Below are 23,167 nucleotides of genomic sequence, written 5' to 3'. Positions count from 1 at the left end.
CCCCGCCTTGTGGGGAGTGGGGGAGTGCTACTCCTTGGCGAGGCCCGCGCCCCGGCCCAGCGCCCGCTGCCGGATCAGCCCGATCACCGTCAGCACCACGCCGAAGCCGCCGGTGAACAGCAGCTGGATGCGCTGGTTCTCATCGCGCAGCATCAGCAGCAGCACGGCGACGATGCCCGCCAGCGCCACCCAGGTCAGGACCGGGAAGGCCCACATCTTCACCACGAGCTTCTCGGGCGCCTCGCGCTCCAGCATCCGGCGCATCCGCAGCTGGGCGGTGGCGATGAAGCCCCACACCACCAGGACGGCCGCGCCGACCATGTTCAGCAGCCACTGGAAGAGCGTGTCCGGCCACAGGAAGCTCAGCACCACCGCGAAGAACCCGAAGGCGGCGCACAGCAGGACGGCGCGGCGCGGGACACCCCCGCTGACCTTGCCGAGGAAGGCCGGGCCCTGGCCGCGGGAGATCAGCGAGTACGCCATCCGGGAGGCGCCGTAGAGGTTGGCGTTCACCGCGGAGAGCAGGGCCACCAGGATGACGACGTTCATGACCTGGCCGGCCGCCGGGATCTTGAGGTAGTCCAGCACCGCCACGTACGGGCCGCTCTTGGCGATCGAGGGGGCGCTCCAGGGGATGACCGTGACGATGATGGCCATCGAGCCGACGTAGAAGAGGGCGATCCGCCACATCGCGGTGCGCACCGCGCTCGCCACACCGCGGACCGGGTCCTTGGACTCGGCGGCCGCGATGGTCACCGTCTCCAGACCGCCGTAGGCGAACACCGAGGCCAGCAGACCGACCATCAGGCCGTCGACGCCCTTGGGCAGGAAGCCGCCGTCACCGGTGAGGTGCGTGGTGCCGGGCGCCGAGGTGCCGGGCAGCAGACCGAAGATGGCCAGCAGGCCCAGGATCAGGAAGATGCCGATCGCCGCGACCTTCAGGGCGGCGAACCAGAACTCGAACTCACCGAAGTTGCTGACCGCGGCCAGGTTGGTCCCGGTGAAGATCACCATGAACAGCAGGACCCACATCCAGGGCTTGGAGCCCGGGAACCACTGGACCATGACATTCGCGGCACCCATCGCCTCGGCGGCCACCGCCACACACAGCAGCGCGGTGAACATCCAGCCGACCGTGAACCCGGCCCAGGAGCCTATGGAGCGCTCGGCGTGCACGGAGAAGGAGCCGGAGGCCGGATTGGCCGCGGCCATCTCACCGAGCATCCGCATGATCAGCATGACCAGGGCGCCGGAGACGGCGTAGGCCAGCACGATCGACGGACCGGCCGCCGCGATGCCGTCGCGCGAGCCGACGAACAGGCCCGCGCCGATCACCCCGCCCAGGGCGATCATCGAGAGGTGGCGCTGCTTGAGTCCGTTGGACAGCGTGGAGCCGCTGTCGGGGCCCGCGCCCTGACCCGCGTCGGTCTGCTCGCGCGCGGGGGCGGCGGACGAGGGTGTCCGATTCATGTCGTACCTGTCCCAGTAGGTGAGAGCGGAGCAAGGCGATACTGCGTTCTCCCGGGGCCGCGACCGGTGCGACGGTGCTGCCGGGCCCCCTGGACCCCCGCCGGGGCAGCAGGTCGCGAAGGGCCTGCCGACGGCACAACTCCGGGGTCCTCGGCAAAGCGGGCTCAGTTTGAGCGCCGGTGTCCGCTCAGGGCAACACTTGTGCAGCGAATGTTCGGTATTCAGACGTGATCGTGACGGTGTGTGTCTGATTCATCGTCGGATAAGACACGGCGTGACCGCCGGCGCCCGGTGGATTCAGCGCTGGGAGCGGCGCGCGCGGAGTTCCCGGACGCCCGCGACGAGCAGCACCGCGCCGGTCGCCCCGGCCGACCACAGCAGCTGCGGCCGGGCCGTGTCATCGGTCAGCATCAGCACCAGCACCCCGCCCATGGCGAGCAGCGCCGCCCAGGTCAGATACGGGAACGCCCACATCCGCAGGGTCAGCTTCCCGGGCTCCTCGCGTTCGATACGCGGACGCAGCCGCAGCTGGGAGACCGCGATCAGCCCCCAGACGAACAGCAGCACCGCGCCGACCGCGTTGAGCATGTACAGGAAGACCGAATCCGGCCATTTCAGATTCAGCAGTACGGAGACGAACCCGAAGGCCACCGACGCCAGCACGGCCCGGCGCGGCACCCCGCCGTTGGACACCTTCAGCAGCGCCCGCGGCGCCTCACCGCGCTCGGCGAGCGAGAACACCATCCGCGACGAGCCGTAGAGATTGGCGTTCAGCGCGGAGAGCAGCGCCACGAACACCACGATGTTCATGATCTGGCCGGCGCCCGGCACCCCGATGCTGTCCAGCACCGCGACGTACGGGCTCTTGCCCGGCTGCATCGACGACCAGGGCAGCAGCGTCACGATGACCAGCATCGAGCCGACGTAGAAGAACAGGATCCGCCAGACCGCGCTGCGCACCGCCCGGCCCACCGCGCGCGCCGGATCGTCCGACTCGGCCGCGGCGATGGTGACGACCTCCAGGCCGCCGAACGCGAACACCACCGCGAGGACACCGGAGATCACCCCGCTCCAGCCGTGCGGCAGTAGACCGCCGTGCCCGGTGAGGTTCGCCAGGCCGACCGGCTCGGTGTCCGGCAGCACGCCGAAGACCGCCAGCAGACTCAGCGTCAGGAACAGCACGATCGCGGTGACCTTCAGCGCCGCGAACCAGAACTCGAACTCACCGAAGTTCTTCACCGCGGACAGGTTGGCCACGGTGAAGACGAGCATGAAGAGCAGCACCCAGCCCCACTGCGGCACCGCCGGTACCCAGCCATGGGCGATCTGCGCCGCCCCGGTGGCCTCCACCGCGAGCACCACGACCAGCAGGAACCAGTACAGCCAGCCGACACTGAACCCGGCCCAGCGCCCCAGCGCCCGCTCCGCGTGCACCGAGAACGCACCGGAAGCCGGTATCGCCGCCGACATCTCGCCGAGCATCCGCATGACCAGCGTCGCCAGCGTGCCCGCGATCAGATACGACAGCACGATCCCCGGGCCGGCCACCGCGATCCCGGCGCCGGAGCCCACGAACAGGCCCGCGCCGATCACCCCGCCCAGGCCCAGCATCGTCAGATGGCGCTGCTTGAGCCCCGCGGACAGCGGCTCTTTCGCGCCGGTGCCCGCACCGAGGGCGGGCTCACCGGCTTGGGTCGTTGCGTCGTGCATGGACTCGTACTCTCGCAAGGGCCGAGGCGGCGGGGGCCGCCGGCGCGTTTGGGGGAACTCCACAGGTCACCGCGGGGCGGACCCAGTGTCACCGCACCCCGCGCGCTACCACAAAACCGGCCTCACAACGCGGCCAGGGCCGTGATGAGCATCACGTGACCTGCAAAGACGCCATGCGCCCCAACAGACCCGGGCAGGGTGGGAGTTGTTCGGAACTCTCCAAGCGGGCCGGTACGGCTTTGTCGCCGCCACACGATGATCGCCGGGCCCCCGCTGGACTAACGTCATCGCGTCCCGTCCCATATCCGTCCTCACACTCGCGGAGTCCCGATGAGCACTGCCGCTCTCACTCGTCCCGGCGTCCTGGCCGATCTGCTGCCGGCCGCCACCGCGTCCCGCGCCCGCGTCCGCGACGCCGCGCTGGTGCTCGGCGGAGCCGCGCTCACCGGCATCGCGGCCCAGATCGCCGTCCCGGTCCCCGGCTCCCCGGTCCCGGTCACCGGCCAGACCTTCGCCGCCCTGCTGGTCGGCGCCTCCCTCGGGGCGGGTCGCGGTCTGCTGTCGCTGGCGCTGTACGCCCTGGCGGGGATCGCGGGCATGCCGTGGTTCGCGGGCGGTGCCTCGGGCGCCGGCGGTGCGACCTTCGGCTACATCGTGGGCATGCTGCTGGCCGCCACCGCCGTGGGCGCGCTGGCCCGCCGCGGCGGCGACCGCGGGGTGCTGCGCACCGCCGCCACCATGGCCGCCGGTACGGCCCTGATCTACGCGGTCGGCGTCCCCTACCTGGCGCTGAGCACCGGGATGTCCCTCGGCCAGGCCGCCGCCGTCGGCATGGTCCCGTTCCTCATCGGCGACGCCCTCAAGGCCGCGCTGGCGATGGGCGCGCTGCCCACCGCCTGGAAGCTCGCGGGCTGATTTTGCGGCTAATCCGCCGCCGCTCTCGCGGAGGTGGCTGATCGCCGTCGGGGTTCCTCAATTGATGGTTGAGGTGCCCGATACGAAGAGGGCGGGGCCCGCACCGATCCGGTGTGGGCCCCGCCCTCTTCTCTGCCGCTGTACGGCGTTACGCGCCCCCGGCCTCGACCGCGTCCCGCTCCCGCGGCCGGCGCCGGTCCAGGATCAGGCCGATCGCCAGCACGACCACGGCCGCGATCACCGACAGCACCATCTGCTTGCGCCCGTCCGGGTCGTAGAACATGTAGCCGATGACGAAGAGGATCAGCCCGATCGTCGCGTACGTCAGCCACGGGTACAGCCACATCCGCACCGTCAGCCGCTCCGGCGTCTCCCGTTCGATGATCCGGCGCATCCGCAGCTGCGAGAGACAGATGACCAGCCAGACGAACAGCGCCACCGCGCCCGACGAATTCAGCAGGAACTCGAAGATGGTGTCCTTCGAGGTGTAGCTGAAGATCGTCGCGATGAAGCCGAAGGCGACCGAAGCGTAGATCGCGACCGCCGGGACGCCGCCCTTGTTGACGGTGGCGAACGACTTCGGCGCATCCCCGCGCTGGCCGAGCGAGAACGCCATCCGGGAGGCGGTGTAGAGCCCGGAGTTCAGACACGACAGCACCGCGGTCAGCACCACGACGTCCATCACGGTGCCCGCGTACGGGATGTCCAGCGACTCCAGCACGGCCACGTACGGGCTCTTCGCCACCGCCTTGGCGTCCCACGGCAGCAGCGTCACGATCACCGCGATCGAGCCGAGGTAGAAGAGCGCGATCCGCCAGATGACGCTGTTCACGGCCTTGCGGACGGCCTGCACGGGGTTCGGCGACTCGCTCGCCGCCAGCGTGACGATCTCGCTGCCCATGAAGGAGAAGACCACCAGCAGCATGCCGGAGAGGATCGCCCCCGGACCGTGCGGCAGGAAGCCGCCGTGCCCGGTCAGATTCTCCGTGCCGACCGGGTCACCGCCCGGCGGCAGCCCGAATATCGCCAGCGCACCGACCACGATGAAGACGACGATCGCGACGACCTTGATCCCGGCGAACCAGAACTCGAACTCACCGAACGAGCCGACCGAGACCAGGTTGGTGCCGGTCAGCACGATCATCACCAGCAGCGCCCAGGCCCACTGCGGGACGGCCGGCACCCAGCCGGTGAGGATCGCGGCGGCCGCGGTCGCCTCGACGGCCAGCACGACCGACCAGAAGAACCAGTACAGCCAGCCGATCGTGAAACCGGCCCAGCGGCCCAGCGCCCGGTCCGCGTAGGCGGAGAACGACCCCGACGTGGGAGAGGCCGCGGCCATCTCACCCAGCATCCGCATCACGAGCACGACCAGCAGGCCGGTCAGCGCGTACGAGAGCAGGATGCCCGGACCGGCGGCCGCGATCCCGGCGCCGGAGCCGACGAACAGACCGGCGCCGATGACCCCGCCGATGGCGATCATCGACAGATGGCGGTTCTTCAGTCCTGCTTGCAGCCCGTCCTGTGACTGCCCCCCGGTGGATCCGCTGCCGGGTTCGCCGGCGATGGGGACCGTTTTGGTGGTAGGCGGGTGCGCGCCCATGAGCACCGTCCTTCGTGGTTCGCGGATGGGATCTCTCGCATTAGATCTTCGTTAACCGTGGATTGGAAGGTCTGCAGCCGGATTGTTGAGGGAAACCCTGGATGGTTACGCGATCCCCTTGCGGACGGAAGGCGCGGGGGGCGTTCCGTACACGGACCCCTGGGCAGACCCAGCCGCGCCTACCCGGCGGCGGGCGTGTCACACTCATCGCATGCGCGTGTACCTCGGTTCCGACCATGCCGGTTTCGACCTCAAGAACCACCTCGTCGAGTGGCTCAAGGCCCACGGCCACGAGCCCGTCGACTGCGGACCCCACATCTACGACGCCCAGGACGACTACCCGCCGTTCTGCCTGCGCGCCGCGGAGAAGACCGCAGCCGACCCGGACAGCCTCGGCATCGTGATCGGCGGCTCCGGCAACGGCGAGCAGATCGCCGCCAACAAGGTCAAGGGCGTCCGGGCCGCGCTGGCCTGGAGCGAGGAGACCGCCAAGCTCGGCCGCGAGCACAACAACGCCAACGTCATCTCCGTGGGCGGCCGGATGCACACCGAGGAGGAGGCGACCAAGTTCATCGAGATCTTCCTCGCCACCCCGTACTCGGGTGAGGAGCGGCACACCCGCCGCATCGAGATGCTCTCGGCCTACGAGACCACCGGCGAGCTGCCCGCCATCCCGGCCCACCACCCGCAGGGCTGACCCCCGTTCACCCCGCCGCCCGCCCGCCCCGGCCGCCGGGGCGGGCGGGCGCGCCCACTGGAGGACCTCCGTGCCCGAGGGGCATACGATCCACCGCCTCGCCCTGGACCACCGCTCCCGCTTCGAGGGCGAACCGGTCCGGGTGAGCAGTCCGCAGGGCAAGTTCGCGGACGGTGCGGCCCTCATCGACGGCCAGGTCATGACCCGCGCCGAGGCGCACGGCAAGCACCTCTTCCTGGGCTTCGGCCCCGCCCGCTGGGTCCATGTCCACCTCGGCCTGTTCGGCAAGCTCGGCTTCGGCGCGGCCCCCGCCCCGCCGCCCACCGACACCGTGCGCCTGCGCCTGGTGAACCCCACCGCGTACGCCGACCTCCGCGGCCCCACCACCTGCGCACTGATCACCGACGCCGAGAAGCACGCGATACACGACCGGCTCGGCCCCGACCCGCTGCGCCCCGAGGACGACGGCACCCGCGCCTGGCAGCGGATCTCCCGCAGCCGGACGACCATCGCGGCGCTGCTGCTGGACCAGAAGGTGATCGCCGGCGTCGGCAACGTCTACCGCGCCGAGGTCCTCTTCCGTCATGGGATCGACCCCTACCGCGCCGGCCGTGACCTCACCCGCGCCGAATGGGACGCCCTCTGGGCCGACTTGGTGTTCCTGATGGCCGAGGGCGTCCGGCACAACCGGATCGACACCGTCCGCCCGGAGCATCTGCCGGAGGCCATGGGCCGCCCGCCCCGGGTCGACGATCACGGCGGCGAGGTCTACGTCTACCGCCGCGCCCGCCAGGGCTGCCACATCTGCGGCAGCGAGATCCGCACCGCCGGTCTCGCCGCCCGCAACCTCTTCTGGTGCCCGGGCTGTCAGCCGGGCACGGGCGGCGGCTGACGGTCCGTTGCCGCCCTGGCCGCCGCACCGGACGGGAAGCCTCAGAACCCGTGCGGCAACCAGGGCGCCACGTCCGACCCGAACGCCACCGAGGCCGCCGCCAGCGCACCCGGCCGCAGCTCCCGGACGGCGCCCGCCGCCGCCAGCGACACCAGGGGGAACCCGCCCAGATACGCCGACCCCAGCTCCCGTACGGACAGCGCCAGCTCGGCCGGGTCCGTGGTCCGCGCACAGACCGCCCCGGTCCCGTCGCCGGTCAGCCGCCAGCGCCCCTCGTTCCACGGGCAGAACGGGTCCGCGACCTCCAGCACCACATCCACCGGCGTCCGGTACGTCCGCGCCGCCAGCGCCGCGCCCACCTCCACCGGCCGGACGAACAGCGACTCCCGCAGCACGAGACCGCACCGCCGCATGTCCCCGACCAGATGCGGCAGCGCGTCGTCCACCGGCCGGGTGTGCACCGACACCGACGACGTCAGATCGATCCCGAAGAGAAAGCGCCACAGCGCCGCGTACACCACCGGGTCCAGTGCCTCCACGTGCCGCACCCGCACCACGCCCGCCGGCCCGGCGTCCTCCCAGACCACCTTGACGGCAAAGCGCGCATAGCCCCGCACCTCGCCGTCCACCTCGGCCAGCACACACTGGAGCTCCCCGGCCCCCGCCCGGTCGCCCGGAAGGTCCAGCACCGCGCGCCGGTCCCAGCCGGGCCGCCGCGCCAGCATCCCCGGCCGGGCGGGCACCAGCCGGGCATAGACCCGCTCGCACTCCGCCAGCGCGGCCGCCGGCTCCGCCAGCCGCAGCCGCACCTCGTCCATACCGGGCAGTTCGGGAGCGGGCAGCCGCACGGTGTCCACGGTCAGCTGCAGGTCCAGGGTCGCCGGACCGTAGCCGAACCGGCCGTAGATGGCCGGCTCCGACGCCGTCAGCACCGCCAGCGGCTCCCCGCGCTCCCGGACGTCCGCCAACTGGTGCCGCATCATGGCCCGCAGCAGCCCGCGGCGGCGGTGCGTCGGCCGCACACTGACCATCGTGACCCCGGCCACCGGCACTTCGGCGCCGCCCGGCACGGTGAGCCCGAAGGAGAACGCCCCCGCCGTGGCCACACAGTCCGCGCCGTCCCAGACGCCGAACGAGCGGCCGGTCTCGGTGAGCTCCCGCCGGAGAGCCCGCTGCTCAGGGCCCGGCGGCGGCTTGCCGAAAGCCCGGTTCAGCGTGTCCGACCAGGCGTCCCATTCGACATCCCGCAACATCCGTAATTCCGTGGCCATGGAACATCCCTAGCGCACACTCCATAGCGGCGCGACCGCATTTCGAACGGGGTTTCCCGGGAATTTTCCAGGCCGACGTGCGGCGAATCGACGCACCGCCGAACGGGTGGATAAGGTCCCAGAGCAATGACAAGCGGCCAGGGAACGGAAACCCTGACGGCCCGGATGCACAAAGGACTGCACCGGGCCCGCATCGGCGTGCGCAAGGCCGGTGTCGACTACTTCCGCGGTGAGGGCTCCGACCGGTTCGCGCTGGCCGCCCTGCTCATCGCCATACCCGCCATCGCCGCGGGCACACTCTGGTGGCCGGAATGGATCGCCCCGACGGCGCTGGTCCTCCCGGTCATCGCCGGCGGACTGCTGTTGCGGCCGGCCAACCTCCTCGTCCTGTACGGCGCTTCGGCGACCGCGCTGGTCGTCGAGTCCGCGCTGTTCGGCCCGTACGACGAAGGCCCGGAACGGATCACTCCGGGCACCGTCCTGGTCGTCGCCGCGGTCGGGCTCTTCGGGCTGCTCATCGCGCAGTTCCGCAGCCGGGTCGGGGTGCCCTGGCGGCGCGGCGGCACCATGCTCTTCGACCTGCGCGAACGCATCCGCGTCCAGAGCAAGCTGCCCAAGCTGCCGCAGGGCTGGCACCACGAGATGGCGCTGCGCCCGGCCGGCGGACAGTCCTTCTCCGGCGACTTCGTGGTGGCCTCCCGCACCCACGGCGGCACCATCCTCGAAGTGGTGCTGACCGATGTCTCCGGCAAGGGCATGGACGCGGCCTCCCGCGCCCTGCTGCTGTCCGGCGCCTTCGGAGGCCTGCTCGGCTCGCTGCCGCCGCACGGCTTCCTGCCCGCCGCCAACGGCTATCTGCTGCGCCAGGACTGGGACGAGGGGTTCGCGACCTCCATCCACCTCGTCCTCGACCTGGAATCCGGCGACTACGAACTCCTCTCCGCCGGACATCTGCCGGCCCTCCAGCTCAGCGCCGGCACCGGCCGCTGGGAGGAGAAGGCGGGGGACGGGCCGCTGCTCGGCGTCTACGACGGTGCCCAGTTCCACCCCGTCAAGGGCACGTTGCGGACCGGCGATGTGCTGATGCTGTTCACCGACGGCCTGGTCGAGGCCGCCGACCGCGATATCGCGGAGGGCATCGACCGGCTGACCGGCGAGGCCGACCGCTATGTCACCGGCGGTTTCGCGGGCGCCGCCTGGCATCTGATCGAGGCCGTCGCCAAGGACGTCAACGACGACCGGGCGCTGCTGCTGATCTGCCGGGACGCGTAATGGGGACGGCGCCGGAGGGGCGGCGGAGGGGCCGGCGGCCCGTCGGACGGCTCTCCCCGGGGGCGTACTTCAGCCGTTTCCGCGGCCGTCCGCAGGGCGCCGCGGGTGCCGGTGCACCGCCCACGCCATGGCGTGAACCGACCGCGTCACGCCCCGGCCGGAAAGCACGGGCGCTCAGGCGCTGACGCGGGCCCGTGCCGTATCGGCCGGGTCCTTCCGGAACGCCCAGGCCATCGTCGGCTCCATGGCGAAGCGGAACACCCGGCGGACCGGTGGGGTGCACAGGGCCGTCACGATGCCGCCCGCGATCAGCGTCACCGCGATCTCGCCGAGCGGGGTGTGCAGCCAGGCGTAGTCGTCGAACCAGCCCCAGAACCGCGAGCCCTTGGCCAGGAAGCCGTGCAGCAGATAGCCGTAGAGCGTCCCCGCGCCCAGCACCGTGAACCAGGTCTGCCGGGTCGGCACCCAGGCGAAGAAGCAGGCCACCATCACGATCGAGCAGCCGAAGAGCGCAAGCGTCATGACCGCGCCGATCCACCAGGTGGTGCCCAGTTCCTGGGCGCTGTCCCGGTGGTAGAACCACGCCGAGGACATCCGGGGCGCCGCCCAGTAGGCCATCACCAGCGCCGCGGCGAAGATCGGCAGCGAGGCGATCCGGACCGCCCGCCGCTGCACCAGCTTGAAGTGCTCCGGCCGCAGCGCCAGTCCCAGGACGAAGAACGGCAGGAACTGGAGCACCCGCTGGAGGTCCAGATCGTCGCCGATGTCCGGTGACACGGAGGCGAGTACGGCGATGGCCACCGCGAGCGGAATCGGCCAGCGCACGACCTGCCACAGCGGGGTGGTCAGCCGCCAGATGAACAGGGCCACCAGGAACCACGTCAGGAACCACGGGTCGAGCAGGCTGATGGGGTGCCCGGGGTCGTCGTCCGCCCAGCGCTTGAAGAAGGCATAGGCGGTCTCGAAGAGGATGTAGGGGACCGCGACCCCCGTGACCAGCCGCTGCAACCGGTCCTTGCGCATGTCGAAGCTGCGCGAGAAGTAACCGGAAATGATGATGAAGGCCGGCATGTGGAAGGTGTAGACGGTCATGTAGAACGCCTCGGCCGCCCGGCTCCCGTCGGTCAGCGGCTCCCATGCGTGCCCCATCGCCACCAGCACGATGGCCAGGTACTTCGCGTTGTCGAAGAACGGGTTACGGCCACCGCTCTTCGGAGCGGGCGCCGCCGCGCCCTCCGGCGCACCGGACGGCTGAGCCGTGGGCCCGGTCCGGTCCGTACCCGCCGCCCGCTGGGCAGGGGGCATGGCGCGTCGGGGTGTCGGGGCAGCGGGAAACATTTGACGCACGATAGCGGCGGTCGGCGGGCGCGTAAAACCGTGTGCGGCCCCTTCGTTATTTGGTTGGGTGCCGCTCCGGAGAGCACCCGGATAAAATCCGCAATCGCCGGGGCAGAACCGCCGCCAGGCTGTCCGCTTCGCCCTCTTTCATCCCGCCAAATCGGGTCGTATCCCCCGCAAACGACTCTGGGGGAATGTCCCATTCCTTAGTCTTATGTCCGAATGCTAATAAGCCTTCGAAGCGGCCCGTAAAGCAGTGACGGATGCCACGAATTCCCTATTCCCGCGGGCCGGGAAATGATCGGAATGCCGCGGGGGAATGATCGGCAGAAATTATCGACGCCGCGTCAGGCGGGGAAAATTTCCCGGCCTTGCGCCACAGCCGCCCCGGCCCCGCACCGTCGCCCGCTCGTCACCTGTAGGTCACCCCGCCGTGGCCCCTCAGCCACCAGCGGCCGGAATCGGGCAAAGCGTTGGCCGATGATTCGTCACCGGCCTGCGATGGGCATGGAGTTGGTGGCACGATGGGTGCAGGGGGGTGTGCGCGGCATGCCCCCGGGCCGGTGAGGCGTTCCGACCGAGGGTGTGATCAGTTGTGGCTCTTTCGCTGTCAGTTGTGCTGCTGTTGGGGATCATCCTGATCGTGCTGATCAGAGGAAAGTCGATCAAGGGAGGTCCGGCGCTCGTCGCCATACTGTTCGGCTTCTTCCTCGCCTCCACGGGCGTGGCGCCGTCGATCAACAAGTTCCTCAACTCCCTGGCGGACACCATCAACCACATCACCTTCTAGGTGGTCCGCCGGCCCTCCGTCAGGCGCCGCTCACGGTCCCCGTCCTACGAGGCCCCGCCCCCGGCCCGCGCCACCGCCTCGCGTACGGCGTCCTCGCTGCGTCCGACCAGCGCCGAACCGTCGTCCGCGGTGATGATCGGCCGCTGAATCAGCCGGGGGTGCGCCGCCAGCGCCGCGATCCACCGCTCACGCGCGGCGTCGGTGCGCTCCCAGTCCCCGATCCCCAGCTCCTTGGCCTCGGCCTCCTGGGTCCGGGTGATGTCCCAGGGCTCCAGACCCAGCCGCGTCAGCACGTCCCGCAGGTCACCGGCGCTCGGCGGGTCCTCCAGATATTTGCGCACGGTGTAGTCGGCGCCCGCCCCGTCGAGGATCTCCACGGCGGAACGGCACTTGGAACACGCGGGATTGAGCCAGATCTCCATGCCGACCACCTTATGGACCCGCGACCGCGGAGCGAAGAGGTGTGCCGGCATCCGGCGGCGCGCTCCGGAAAGCGGAAAACCCCAGGCCGCCGGCCTGGGGTTTCCTCATGCGAGCGGGCGACGGGAATCGAACCCGCGTAGCCAGTTTGGAAGACTGGGGCTCTACCATTGAGCTACGCCCGCAAGCGCCACAGATCGCACGGATCTCGGCACGCAGTGCATCCTAGCGGGTCGCGGCGGTGCGCCGCACGTCCCTTCCCGAGGACGGTGCGCGTCGCCGCGTACGCCCCCATGTCCCGCCACCGGACGCCCCGATAACTTGCAGCCGGAGCGCCGTCGGCCATGTACCCTACGTGTCGCACCGACGGGGTGTGGCGCAGCTTGGTAGCGCGTCCGCTTTGGGAGCGGAAGGTCGTCGGTTCGAATCCGGCCACCCCGACCAGTAGACAGGTCAGCCCGACGGCACCGTCGGGCGCCACCCCATCTCGCTCTCGCGGCGCCGCCTGATCCGGCCGCTGTTCAAGATCGCGTTGTGGGCGTCATCCTCCTTGCGGTTACTATGCAAGCTGCGTGCCCGTGTGTCTGTGTACCGGGCGTGATCGGCCGGTACCGGAACAGCCGGATACGGGCGGATCTCAAGCAGAACCCCAGAAGTCAGCCCCAAGGAGACCGAACCGTGAAGAGCGCCGTGGAGACCCTGAACCCGACTCGGGTTCGGCTCACTGTCGAGGTGCCCTTCGAGGAGCTCAAGCCCAGCCTCGACGCGGCGTACAAGAAGATCAACCAGCAGGTCACGGTGAAGGGCTTCCGCCAGGGCAAGATCCCGGCGCGCGTCATCGACCAGCGGTTCGGCCGCGGTGCCGTGCTGGAGGAGGCCGTCAACGACGCGCTCCCGAAGTTCTACACCGAGGCGGTCAACGAGGGTGAGCTCAACGTCCTCGGCCAGCCTGAGGTCGACATCACCGAGCTGAAGGACGGCGAGCTGCTGGCCTTCACCGCCGAGGTCGACATCCGTCCCGCCCTCGAGATCCCGGACTACTCCGGCATCGAGGTCGAGGTCGACGCCGTGGAGGTGTCGGACGAGGACATCGACAAGTCCGTCGAGCAGCTGCGGGAGCGTTTCGCCACGACCGCCCCGGTCGAGCGCGCCGCCCAGGACGGCGACGTCCTGACGCTGAACCTCGAGGCCAAGGTGGACGGCGAGGTCCTGGAGGACGGCGTCGCCGAGGGCGTCAGCTACACCGTCGGCTCCGGTGAGCTCCTCGACGGCATCGACGAGGCCGTCACCGGCGTCGCGGCCGGCGACTCCGCCACCTTCACCTCCGAGCTCAAGGGCGGCTCCGCCGAGGGCAAGGAGGCCGAGGTCAAGGTCGAGGTCACCGAGGTCAAGTCCCGCGAACTGCCCGAGCTGGACGATGACTTCGCGCAGCTGGCGAGCGAGTTCGACACCCTCGAGGACCTGCGCGCCGACAGCCGCAAGCGCCTTGCGCAGATGAAGAAGTACGACCAGGCCACCCAGGCGCAGGAGAAGGTCCTGGACGAGCTGCTCAAGCTCGTCGAGGTGCCGATGCCGGAGAAGCTGCTCGCGGACGAGATCGAGACCCGCAAGCACAACCTGGTCAACCACCAGCTCGGCCAGATGGGCCTCGACCTCGCGAAGTACCTGGAGATCCAGGGCAAGAGCGAGGAAGAGTTCGACGCCGAGACCAAGGAGCAGGCCGAGAAGGGCATCAAGACCCAGTTCATCCTGGACGAGCTGGTCAACAAGGAGAAGCTGAACGTCAGCCAGGAGGAGCTCACCGAGCACCTCATGCGCCGCGCGCAGTCCTCCGGTATGTCCCCCGACCAGTTCGCCCAGGCCGTCGTCGAGGGCGGCCAGGTGCCGATGCTCGTCGGTGAGGTCGCCCGCGGCAAGGCCCTCGCGGTCGTCGTCGAGGCCGCCACGGTCAAGGACAGCAACGGCGAGGTCATCGACCTCGACGACGAGGACGAGACCGCCGAGACCGTCGACGCCGAGACCGTCGACGCCGAGACCGTCGACGCCGAGGCCGCCGAGGCCGCGGACGCCGACGAGAAGCCCGAGGTCTGAGCCTCGGTCGCCTCGCGCGAAGACCGTTGATTACGGGCCCGAACACGCACGTCCGCGTGTTCGGGCCCGTACTCGTACCGGGCCGGTGAGCCTGCGCTCACAGCGAACAGTTATCGATGCGGGATGGCGTTGTCCGACCTGCGCGTTAGGGTCCGTAGATACGAGGGCAGGGGAGTCCCTGAAACCGCGCCGGGGCGACACACGGCGCCGATCCCCGCGCCCCAGAAGACGACGCTGAGACGGCCTGGAGCCGTCCGACAACGAGCAGGTGGACACGTGACGATCCCGATGCCTTCCGCCGCCGCTGAGCCGACCTTCGGTGGCCTCGGCGACCAGGTCTACAACCGGCTGCTCGGCGAGCGGATCATCTTCCTCGGCCAGCCGGTCGACGACGACATCGCCAACAAGATCACCGCGCAGCTGCTTCTCCTCGCCGCGGACCCGGACAAGGACATCTTCCTCTACATCAACTCCCCGGGCGGCTCGATCTCGGCCGGCTTGGCGATCTACGACACCATGCAGTACATCAAGAACGACGTGGTGACGATCGCGATGGGCCTCGCCGCCTCCATGGGACAGTTCCTGCTGAGCGCCGGCACCCCGGGCAAGCGCTTCGCGCTGCCGAATGCCGAGATCCTCATCCACCAGCCCTCCGCGGGCCTGGCCGGCTCCGCGTCGGACATCAAGATCCACGCCGAGCGGCTGCTGCACACCAAGAAGCGGATGGCGGAGCTGACGGCCTTCCACACCGGTCAGACCGTCGAGCGGATCACCCAGGACTCCGACCGCGACCGCTGGTTCTCCGCCGATGAGGCCAAGGAATACGGCCTGATCGACGATGTCATGACCTCCGCCGCCGGCGTTCCGGGCGGGGGCGGCACGGGCGCCTGAGCCCGTACCACTCGCCCTTCAGCCCCCAGCCCACTTGATCGCCACCAGGACGGTGAACACCACGATGAACAACTTCCCCGGCAGCCGCCTCTACGAGGGCGCCGAGTCCGAGTTTTCCGGCCCGCGCGCCGAGTCCCGCTACATCATCCCGCGCTTCGTCGAGCGCACCTCGCAGGGCGTGCGCGAGTACGACCCGTACGCGAAGCTGTTCGAAGAGCGCGTGATCTTCCTCGGCGTGCAGATCGACGACGCGTCGGCCAACGACGTCATGGCGCAGCTGCTGTGCCTGGAGTCGATGGACCCGGACCGGGACATCTCGATCTACATCAACTCCCCGGGCGGTTCCTTCACGGCGCTCACCGCCATTTACGACACGATGCAGTTCGTGAAGCCGGACATCCAGACGGTCTGCATGGGCCAGGCGGCCTCCGCCGCGGCCGTGCTGCTCGCCGCCGGCACCCCCGGCAAGCGGATGGCGCTGCCGAACGCCCGGGTCCTGATCCACCAGCCGTACAGCGAGACCGGCCGCGGTCAGGTCTCCGACCTGGAGATCGCCGCCAACGAGATCCTGCGGATGCGTTCGCAGCTGGAGGAGCTGCTGGCCAAGCACTCCACCACCCCGATCGAGAAGATCCGGGACGATATCGAGCGTGACAAGATCCTGACGGCCGAGGAGTCCCTGGCGTACGGTCTGGTCGACCAGATCGTCTCGACGCGGAAGTCGTCGGTCTCGATCGGCTAGCGATCTTTCGCGAAATGAGCCGGAGCGTTGCCCCCTTGGACCGGTTCGGGACGGAGTGAACCGAGTCCGTCCAAGGGGGGCCCGTACGGGGGGCCCGGCAAGGTACCGTCGATAGGCAAGCACCCGGGTCCGTGGAGCAATACGGATCCCAGGCGAAGGGGAAGCACCTCGTGGCACGCATCGGTGACGGCGGCGACCTGCTCAAGTGCTCATTCTGCGGGAAGAGCCAGAAGCAGGTGAAGAAGCTCATCGCGGGACCTGGTGTGTACATCTGCGACGAGTGCATCGACCTCTGCAACGAAATCATCGAGGAGGAGCTCGCCGAGACCTCCGAGGTGCGGTGGGAGGAGCTCCCCAAGCCGCGGGAGATCTACGAGTTCCTGAACGGCTATGTCGTCGGCCAGGACCCCGCCAAGAAGGCCCTGTCGGTCGCCGTCTACAACCACTACAAGCGGGTGCAGGCGGGCGAGAACGGCCCCGGCCGCGGCGAGGAGGGCATCGAGCTCGCCAAGTCCAACATCCTGCTGCTGGGCCCCACCGGCTCCGGCAAGACGCTGCTCGCCCAGACCCTCGCCCGGATGCTCAACGTCCCCTTCGCGTTCGCCGACGCCACGGCGCTGACGGAGGCCGGCTATGTCGGTGAGGACGTCGAGAACATCCTTCTCAAGCTGATCCAGGCCGCGGACTTCGACATCAAGAAGGCCGAGACCGGCATCATCTACATCGACGAGATCGACAAGGTCGCCCGGAAGAGCGAAAACCCGTCGATCACCCGCGATGTCTCCGGCGAGGGCGTCCAGCAGGCCCTGCTGAAGATCCTGGAGGGCACCACCGCCTCGGTCCCGCCCCAGGGCGGCCGCAAGCACCCGCACCAGGAATTCATCCAGATCGACACCACCAACGTGCTGTTCATCGTGGGCGGTGCCTTCGCCGGCCTGGAGAAGATCATCGAGTCCCGGTCCGGCGCCAAGGGCATCGGCTTCGGCGCCACGATCCGCTCCAAGCGCGAGATCGAGTCCAAGGACCAGCTCCAGGACGTGATGCCGGAGGACATGGTGAAGTTCGGGATGATCCCGGAGTTCATCGGCCGCCTCCCCGTCCTCACCTCGGTCCACAACCTCGACCGCGAGGCGCTGCTCCAGATCCTGGTCGAGCCGCGCAACGCGCTCGTCAAGCAGTACAAGCGCCTCTTCGAACTCGACGGCGTGGAGCTGGACTTCGACCGGCCGGCCCTGGAGGCCATCGCCGACCAGGCCATCCTCCGCGGCACCGGCGCCCGTGGTCTGCGCGCCATCATGGAGGAGGTCCTCCAGGCGGTGATGTACGAGATCCCGTCCCGCAAGGACGTGGCCCGCGTCGTCATCACCGAGGACGTCGTCCACTCGAACGTCAACCCGACCCTGGTCCCGCGCAGCCGCGGCGAGTCGGGCGAGCCGCAGGAGAAGAGCGCGTAGGACGCGCCCGCAGCTGATACCGAACCGCCCGGCAGCGGGAACGCTGCCGGGCGGTGGTGTGTGGGGGCGCCGCCGGACGCGCCCCCGGGGTGCCTACTTCTCCTTGCGGACCTCGTCGCGGAGCTTGGCCGTCTTCACGGAGAGCTGCTCGGCGGTCAGCGGCTGGGAGCCGGCGGCGCCGTTGGTCGCCGAGGCGGGCTGGGACTGCACGATGCCGATCGCGCTGCTGTCGCCCCAGATACAGACGGAGACCTGCTGGGACGCGGTGACGCCGCTCATCGTGACGGTCGCCTTCTGCACCTTGCACTTCATCACCGCGCCGTCGAAGCCGTCCGGCGAGAACTCGGTGACCGGCGTGACCGTCTCGATCTTGGCGCGGGAGGCGCTCGGGTTCTTCTTCTGGTTCTCCTCGAGCTTGGCGAACGTCTGGTCCACGGCGGTCTCCGGGTCGTTCACCGTGCCGTAGACGCCCACCACCGCGAGTACCTGCTTGGCGGCGTTGGCGTACCCGCCCTGGACGGCGGTGGCGTCCGTGATCCCCATCGCCCGCAGTTCCTTGTCATCGGAGAAGTCCTTCTGCGGGTTCGCGCCGGGGCTGTCCGGCACCTTGCTGTACTCCGCGTTCAGCAGCTTGTCCGGGAGGGAGATCGTGTAGGGGGCCACGTCTCCGCCCGAGCCGAAGACGAAGTACGCGCCCACGCCGATCGCCGCGACGACGGCGACCGCGCCGACGATCAGGCCGATCTTCTTCCCGTTGCCGCCGCTCTCCTCCGGGCCCTGCGGGATCACGCCGTAGGGGGTCTGCTGGCCGCCGTACGGGGCCTGCTGGCCGTAGGGCTGGCCGGCCTGCTGGGGGTAGCCGTAGCCCTGCTGAGGGGGCGCCTGGCCGGCCTGCTGGGGGTAGCCGTAGCCCTGCTGAGGGGGCGCCTGGCCGGCCTGCTGGGGGTAGCCGTAGCCCTGCTGAGGAGGCACCTGGCCGCCTTGCTGCGGGTAGCCGTAACCGGGCTGGGGGGCCGGTGGCTGCTGCGGCTGGCCGTACGGACCCGGCTGCGGGGGCTGCTGGCCGTACGGGCCGGGAGGCGGCTGGTTGAAGCTCATGGAGCGGTTCCCCTCGTGACAACTGAAATCAGTTGAGTGCTGCGTGTGAAGTTCTGGGTGCTGTTGATGCGCTGCCGACATCCTGTACGACGCCGCTGACAGCCGTTGCCCCGGGGGCGAAACCGATTCGAAGCTGCTACATCCGCGCCCGTACACTGTCCGGCGTGACCGAGAACTCTCAGCAGAGCAAGCACAGCGCCCCCGAACTGCCGACTCAGTACACGCCGGCCGATGTAGAGGGGCCGCTGTACGAGCGCTGGGTGGAGCGGGGTTACTTCGAGGCGGACGAGAAGAGCGACAAGCCGCCGTACACCATCGTCATCCCGCCGCCGAACGTCACCGGCTCCCTGCACCTGGGGCACGCCTTCGAGCACACCCTCATCGACGCGCTCACCCGCCGTAAGCGCATGCAGGGCTACGAGACGCTCTGGCAGCCGGGCATGGACCACGCCGGTATCGCCACCCAGAACGTCGTCGAGCGGGAACTCGCCAAGGAGGGCGTCTCCCGGCACGACCTGGGCCGTGAGGCGTTCGTCGAGCGGGTCTGGCAGTGGAAGGGCGAGTCCGGCGGCCAGATCTCCGGCCAGATGCGGCGCCTGGGCGACGGTGTCGCCTGGTCGCGCGAGCGGTTCACGATGGACGAGGGCCTGTCCAAGGCCGTCCAGACGATCTTCAAGCGGCTCCATGACGACGAGCTGATCTACCGCGCCGAGCGCATCATCAACTGGTGCCCGCGCTGTCTGACCGCCATCTCGGACATCGAGGTGGAGTACCAGGACGACGACGGCGAGCTGGTCTCCATCCGGTACGGGGAGGGCGACGCCTCGATCGTCGTCGCCACCACCCGGGCCGAGACGATGCTGGGTGACACCGCGGTCGCCGTCCACCCGGAGGACGAGCGGTACGCCCATCTCGTCGGCACCGAGATCGAGTTGCCGCTGACCGGCCGCCGGATCCCGGTCGTCGCCGACGAGCACGTCGACCCGGAGTTCGGCACCGGTGCGGTCAAGGTCACCCCGGCCCACGACCCGAACGACTTCGAGATCGGCCGCCGCCACGGGCTGCCCAACCTCGCCGTCCTCGACGAGCGCGGTGTCATCACGGCGCACGGCCCCTTCCAGGGCCTGGACCGCTTCGAGGCCCGCTCCGCGATCGTCGGTGCGCTGCGCGCCGACGGCCGGATCGTCGCCGAGAAGCGCCCGTACACCCACTCCGTCGGGCACTGCTCGCGCTGCAAGACCACCATCGAGCCGCGGCTGTCGATGCAGTGGTGGGTCAAGGTCGGCCCGCTGGCGCAGGCCGCGGGGGACGCGGTCCGCGACGGCAAGGTCAAGATCCACCCCAAGGAGATGGAGTCCCGCTACTTCGGCTGGGTCGACAACCTCCACGACTGGTGCATCTCGCGGCAGTTGTGGTGGGGCCACCGCATCCCGGTCTGGTACGGGCCGGAGGGTGAGGTCGTCTGCGTCGGACCGGACGAGGAGCCGCCGAGCGGCGAGGGCTGGCACCAGGACACCGACGTCCTGGACACCTGGTTCTCCTCCGGGCTGTGGCCGTTCTCCACGCTCGGCTGGCCCGAGCAGACCCCCAGTGTCGAGAAGTTCTATCCGAACTCGGTCCTGCTCACCGGCTACGACATCCTCTTCTTCTGGGTCGCCCGGATGATGATGTTCGGGCTGTACGCGATGGACGGCACCCCGCCGTTCCACACCATCGCGCTGCACGGCATGGTCCGCGACCAGTTCGGCAAGAAGATGTCCAAGTCCTTCGGGAACGCGGTCAACCCGCTGGACTGGATGGACTCCTACGGCTCGGACGCCGTCCGGTTCACGCTCGCCCGGGGCGCCAACCCCGGTGTCGACGTCCCGATCGGCGAGGACTGGGTCCAGGGCTCCCGTAACTTCGCCAACAAGATCTGGAACGCCACCCGCTTCGCGCTGATGAACGGTGCGACGGTGGAGGGCGAACTCCCGCCCGCCGAGCAGCTGTCGGCGACCGACCGGTGGATCCTGTCCCGGCTGAACTCGGTCGTCGCCGAGGTCGACGCCTACTACGACGACTACCAGTTCGCGAAGCTGTCGGACACCCTCTTCCACTTCGCGTGGGACGAGGTCTTCGACTGGTACGTCGAGCTGTCCAAGACGACGTTCATGGCGGGCGGCCCGGCCGCCGAGGTCTCGCGCCGGGTGCTGGGCGAGGTCCTGGACGTCACCCTGCGACTGCTGCACCCGATCGTCCCGTTCGTCACCGAGACCCTGTGGACGACGCTGACCGGCGGTGAGTCGGTCGTGATCGCCGAGTGGCCGAAGGCTGTGGTCATTCCTGGGGCCGAGGCCCCGGGCGGCTTCCGGGACGCGGCGGCGGAGCGGGAGATCGAGACCGTTCAGCAGGTCGTGACCGAGGTCCGCCGGTTCCGCTCCGACCAGGGGCTCCAGCCCGGCCAGAAGGTCCCGGCCCAGCTGGACCTGTCCGGTACGGCGCTGGCCGCGCACGAGGCCGCGATGCGCTCGCTGCTGCGGCTTCAGCCGGCCGGTGAGGAATTCAGCGCCACCGCCTCGCTGCCAGTCGCGGGCGCCACGGTCGCCCTGGACCTGTCCGGCACCATCGACGTCGAGGCGGAGCGCAAGCGCCTGACGAAGGACCTGGGCGCGGCCGAGAAGGAGAAGGCGCAGGCCACCGGCAAGCTCGGCAACGAGGCGTTCCTGGCCAAGGCGCCGGAGAAGGTCGTGGACAAGATCCGCGGCCGGCTGGAGGCCGCGGAGGCGGACATCGTCCGGATCACCGCGCAGCTGGCGGCCCTGCCGAAGGCGTAACCGCGGCAGACCCGGCAGGCCCCTCGTCCGTACGGGCGGGGGGCCTGCGCCGTTGCCGGGGCGGTCCGCGACGGGCCGGGGCCCCGGCGGGCAGGGGCCGGGCGGGGGGACGTGCGGCGGTGCGGGCGGCGGTCCGGGCGTTCTCATCGCGCTCTCATCTGGCCGAGGCACGGTGGACCGGAATGCCGTAGTGGCGGCAGCACCGCACGTCCCGTACCTGAGGAGCCGCGCCCGATGAACAAACCCCTGCGACGGGCCGCGGTCTTCTGTCTGGCCTTGATCGTGGCGCTGATGGGCTGGGTGACCTGGCTCCAGGGCGCCAAGGCGAGCGACTACAAGGAGGACCCGCACAATCCGCGGGTGACGATCGGCAAGTACTCCGCGCCGCTGGGCAACATCCTCGTCGGCGGGGAGCCGGTCACCGGCTCCGCCGCCACCTCCGACACGCTGAAGTACAAGCGCACCTACAAGGACGGCCCGCTGTACGCGCCGGTCACCGGCTTCACCTCGCAGATCTTCGGCAGCAACCAGCTGGAGAGCCTCTACGGCGACCTCCTGGACGGCTCCGACAGCCGGCTCCAGACCCCCGCCGACGCGCTCACCCGCGAGCGGGCCAAGGGCGGCGATGTGGCCACCACCATCGACGCCGCGGTGCAGAAGGCCGGCTACCGGGCGCTGGACGGCAAGAAGGGCGCCGCCGTCGCCATGGACCCGGCCACCGGGCGGATCCTGGGCATGGTCAGCACCCCGTCGTACGACCCGGGGACCTTCGCCGGGTCCGGCGGCGCCGACCAGAAGGCGTGGCGGAAGATGTCCGGCGACACCGAGGACCCCGAGGTCAACCGGGCGCTGCGGCAGCCGCTGCCGCCCGGCTCCACCTTCAAGCTGGTGGTCGCCGCGGCCGCCCTGGAGGACGGGCTGTACTCCTCGGTGGACGAGCCCACCCACAGCCCCGACCCGTACACCCTCCCGAACACCCACACCAAGCTCACCAACGAGAACGCCGCCGCGCCCTGCAAGAACGCGGACATCCGCACCGCGCTCCAGTACTCCTGCAACACCGTCTTCGCGAAGATGGCCGTTGACCTGGGCAAGGACAAGGTGAAGGCGCAGGCCGAGAAGTTCGGCTTCAACGACGGCAAGGTGGACACCCCGGTGCGGGCCGGCAAGAGCGTCTACCCCGGGAACATGGACGAGGCGCAGACCGCGCTGTCCGGGATCGGCCAGTTCGACGACCAGGCGACGCCGCTCCAGATGGCGATGGTCAGCTCGGCCATCGCGAACGGCGGCGAGCTGAAGACCCCGCAGCTGGTCGACAAGCTGACCGATGGCGGCGGCAACACCGTCCAGGACAACGAGCCGAAGACGTACGGCGACGACCAGGCCATGTCGGCGCGCACGGCCCAGCAGCTGCGGTCGGCGATGCAGACGGTCGTGGACAAGGGCACCGGCTCCGGCGCGAAGATCGACGGACTGACCGTCGGCGGCAAGACCGGCACCGCTCAGCACGGCGTCGACAACAGCGGGACGCCCTACGCCTGGTTCGTCTCGTACGCCGAGGACGGCAAGGGCCACCGGGTGGCGGTGGCCGTGATGGTCGAGGACGGGCACGCGGCCCGCAACGAGGTCTCCGGCAACGGGCTGGCGGGCCCGATCGCGCGGGCCATGATGAAGGCGGCGCTGCCGTCGTAGCCCGCCCG

Annotated in this window: 18 protein-coding genes and 2 tRNA genes; 12 read left to right on the top strand and 8 right to left on the bottom strand. The window is 69.9% G+C overall.

What is annotated here, in order from left to right:
* Positions 1-27: 27 nt before the first annotated feature.
* Positions 28-1,470: an amino acid permease gene (locus QT196_RS13840; RefSeq protein WP_290354989.1), complete on the bottom strand. Its 1,443-nt coding sequence runs from the start codon at positions 1,468-1,470 to the stop codon at positions 28-30.
* 297 nt (positions 1,471-1,767) lie between these two features.
* Positions 1,768-3,180: an amino acid permease gene (locus QT196_RS13835; RefSeq protein ID WP_168479123.1), complete on the bottom strand. Its 1,413-nt coding sequence runs from the start codon at positions 3,178-3,180 to the stop codon at positions 1,768-1,770.
* A gap of 330 nt (positions 3,181-3,510) precedes the next feature.
* On the opposite strand from QT196_RS13835, the gene QT196_RS13830 reads away from it, so the two are divergent.
* Positions 3,511-4,095 (top strand): biotin transporter BioY, encoded by a 585-nt coding sequence (locus QT196_RS13830; RefSeq protein WP_168479122.1) that lies wholly within the window; start codon positions 3,511-3,513, stop codon positions 4,093-4,095.
* A gap of 148 nt (positions 4,096-4,243) precedes the next feature.
* Here the strand turns inward: QT196_RS13830 and QT196_RS13825 are convergent, their stop codons facing one another.
* The gene (locus tag QT196_RS13825) at positions 4,244-5,698 is read right to left on the bottom strand and encodes an amino acid permease (protein ID WP_168479121.1); all 1,455 of its coding nucleotides are present in this window, start codon (positions 5,696-5,698) and stop codon (positions 4,244-4,246) included.
* 211 nt (positions 5,699-5,909) lie between these two features.
* On the opposite strand from QT196_RS13825, the gene QT196_RS13820 reads away from it, so the two are divergent.
* Together QT196_RS13820 and QT196_RS13815 are read left to right on the top strand one after the other, a co-directional pair.
* Positions 5,910-6,395 (top strand): ribose-5-phosphate isomerase, encoded by a 486-nt coding sequence (locus tag QT196_RS13820; RefSeq protein ID WP_042154804.1) that lies wholly within the window; start codon positions 5,910-5,912, stop codon positions 6,393-6,395.
* 70 nt (positions 6,396-6,465) lie between these two features.
* On the top strand, positions 6,466-7,287 hold the full coding sequence (locus QT196_RS13815) for an Fpg/Nei family DNA glycosylase (RefSeq protein ID WP_168479120.1): 822 nt from the start codon (positions 6,466-6,468) through the stop codon (positions 7,285-7,287).
* 41 nt (positions 7,288-7,328) lie between these two features.
* On the opposite strand, the gene QT196_RS13810 is transcribed toward QT196_RS13815, so the two are convergent.
* Positions 7,329-8,558, bottom strand: coding sequence for a GNAT family N-acetyltransferase (locus QT196_RS13810; RefSeq protein WP_168479119.1), 1,230 nt, complete (start codon positions 8,556-8,558; stop codon positions 7,329-7,331).
* A gap of 126 nt (positions 8,559-8,684) precedes the next feature.
* On the opposite strand from QT196_RS13810, the gene QT196_RS13805 reads away from it, so the two are divergent.
* Entirely contained in the window at positions 8,685-9,830 is a 1,146-nt protein-coding gene (locus QT196_RS13805; protein ID WP_266730982.1) for a PP2C family protein-serine/threonine phosphatase, read from the top strand.
* 174 nt (positions 9,831-10,004) lie between these two features.
* Here the strand turns inward: QT196_RS13805 and QT196_RS13800 are convergent, their stop codons facing one another.
* Complete coding sequence (locus QT196_RS13800; protein WP_290354988.1) at positions 10,005-11,168, bottom strand: acyltransferase family protein; 1,164 nt, start codon at positions 11,166-11,168, stop codon at positions 10,005-10,007.
* A 595-nt stretch (positions 11,169-11,763) separates the two neighbouring features.
* Between QT196_RS13800 and QT196_RS13795 the strand changes: the two genes are divergently transcribed.
* A complete protein-coding gene (locus QT196_RS13795; protein ID WP_042154793.1) occupies positions 11,764-11,958 on the top strand; it encodes a hypothetical protein in 195 nt (64 codons plus the stop codon).
* 44 nt (positions 11,959-12,002) lie between these two features.
* Here the strand turns inward: QT196_RS13795 and QT196_RS13790 are convergent, their stop codons facing one another.
* Positions 12,003-12,380, bottom strand: coding sequence for an arsenate reductase family protein (locus QT196_RS13790; protein ID WP_085925661.1), 378 nt, complete (start codon positions 12,378-12,380; stop codon positions 12,003-12,005).
* A gap of 112 nt (positions 12,381-12,492) precedes the next feature.
* Positions 12,493-12,563 (bottom strand) — tRNA-Gly (locus QT196_RS13785).
* Positions 12,564-12,745: 182 nt separating this feature from the next.
* On the opposite strand from QT196_RS13785, the gene QT196_RS13780 reads away from it, so the two are divergent.
* The 5 genes from QT196_RS13780 to clpX all read left to right on the top strand — a co-directional run bounded on the left by QT196_RS13780 (position 12,746) and on the right by clpX (position 17,556).
* Positions 12,746-12,822: transfer RNA gene (locus QT196_RS13780), tRNA-Pro, on the top strand.
* Positions 12,823-13,056: 234 nt separating this feature from the next.
* Positions 13,057-14,469, top strand: a complete 1,413-nt coding sequence (tig, locus tag QT196_RS13775) for a trigger factor (RefSeq protein WP_266730977.1) — start codon at positions 13,057-13,059, stop codon at positions 14,467-14,469.
* A 288-nt stretch (positions 14,470-14,757) separates the two neighbouring features.
* The gene (locus tag QT196_RS13770) at positions 14,758-15,360 is read left to right on the top strand and encodes an ATP-dependent Clp protease proteolytic subunit (protein ID WP_030283915.1); all 603 of its coding nucleotides are present in this window, start codon (positions 14,758-14,760) and stop codon (positions 15,358-15,360) included.
* Between the two features lie 64 nt (positions 15,361-15,424).
* A complete protein-coding gene (locus tag QT196_RS13765) occupies positions 15,425-16,102 on the top strand; it encodes an ATP-dependent Clp protease proteolytic subunit (RefSeq protein WP_168479116.1) in 678 nt (225 codons plus the stop codon).
* A 170-nt stretch (positions 16,103-16,272) separates the two neighbouring features.
* Positions 16,273-17,556, top strand: coding sequence for an ATP-dependent Clp protease ATP-binding subunit ClpX (gene clpX / locus QT196_RS13760; RefSeq protein WP_168479115.1), 1,284 nt, complete (start codon positions 16,273-16,275; stop codon positions 17,554-17,556).
* 93 nt (positions 17,557-17,649) lie between these two features.
* Here clpX and QT196_RS13755 read toward each other — a convergent pair whose 3' ends face one another.
* Positions 17,650-18,654 carry a hypothetical protein gene (locus QT196_RS13755; protein ID WP_290354987.1) on the bottom strand — a complete coding sequence of 335 codons (1,005 nt, stop codon included), beginning with the start codon at positions 18,652-18,654 and terminating at the stop codon, positions 17,650-17,652.
* A 164-nt stretch (positions 18,655-18,818) separates the two neighbouring features.
* Between QT196_RS13755 and QT196_RS13750 the strand changes: the two genes are divergently transcribed.
* Both QT196_RS13750 and QT196_RS13745 read left to right on the top strand, forming a co-directional pair.
* A complete protein-coding gene (locus QT196_RS13750) occupies positions 18,819-21,467 on the top strand; it encodes a valine--tRNA ligase (RefSeq protein ID WP_168479113.1) in 2,649 nt (882 codons plus the stop codon).
* Positions 21,468-21,701: 234 nt separating this feature from the next.
* Complete coding sequence (locus QT196_RS13745; RefSeq protein ID WP_266730971.1) at positions 21,702-23,159, top strand: penicillin-binding transpeptidase domain-containing protein; 1,458 nt, start codon at positions 21,702-21,704, stop codon at positions 23,157-23,159.
* Positions 23,160-23,167: the final 8 nt, after the last annotated feature.

Origin of the sequence: Streptomyces sp. P9-2B-2, assembly GCF_030406865.1 — a bacterium.
GTDB lineage: Bacteria > Actinomycetota > Actinomycetes > Streptomycetales > Streptomycetaceae > Streptomyces > Streptomyces platensis.
This window is presented reverse-complemented; position numbering and strand designations above follow the sequence as displayed.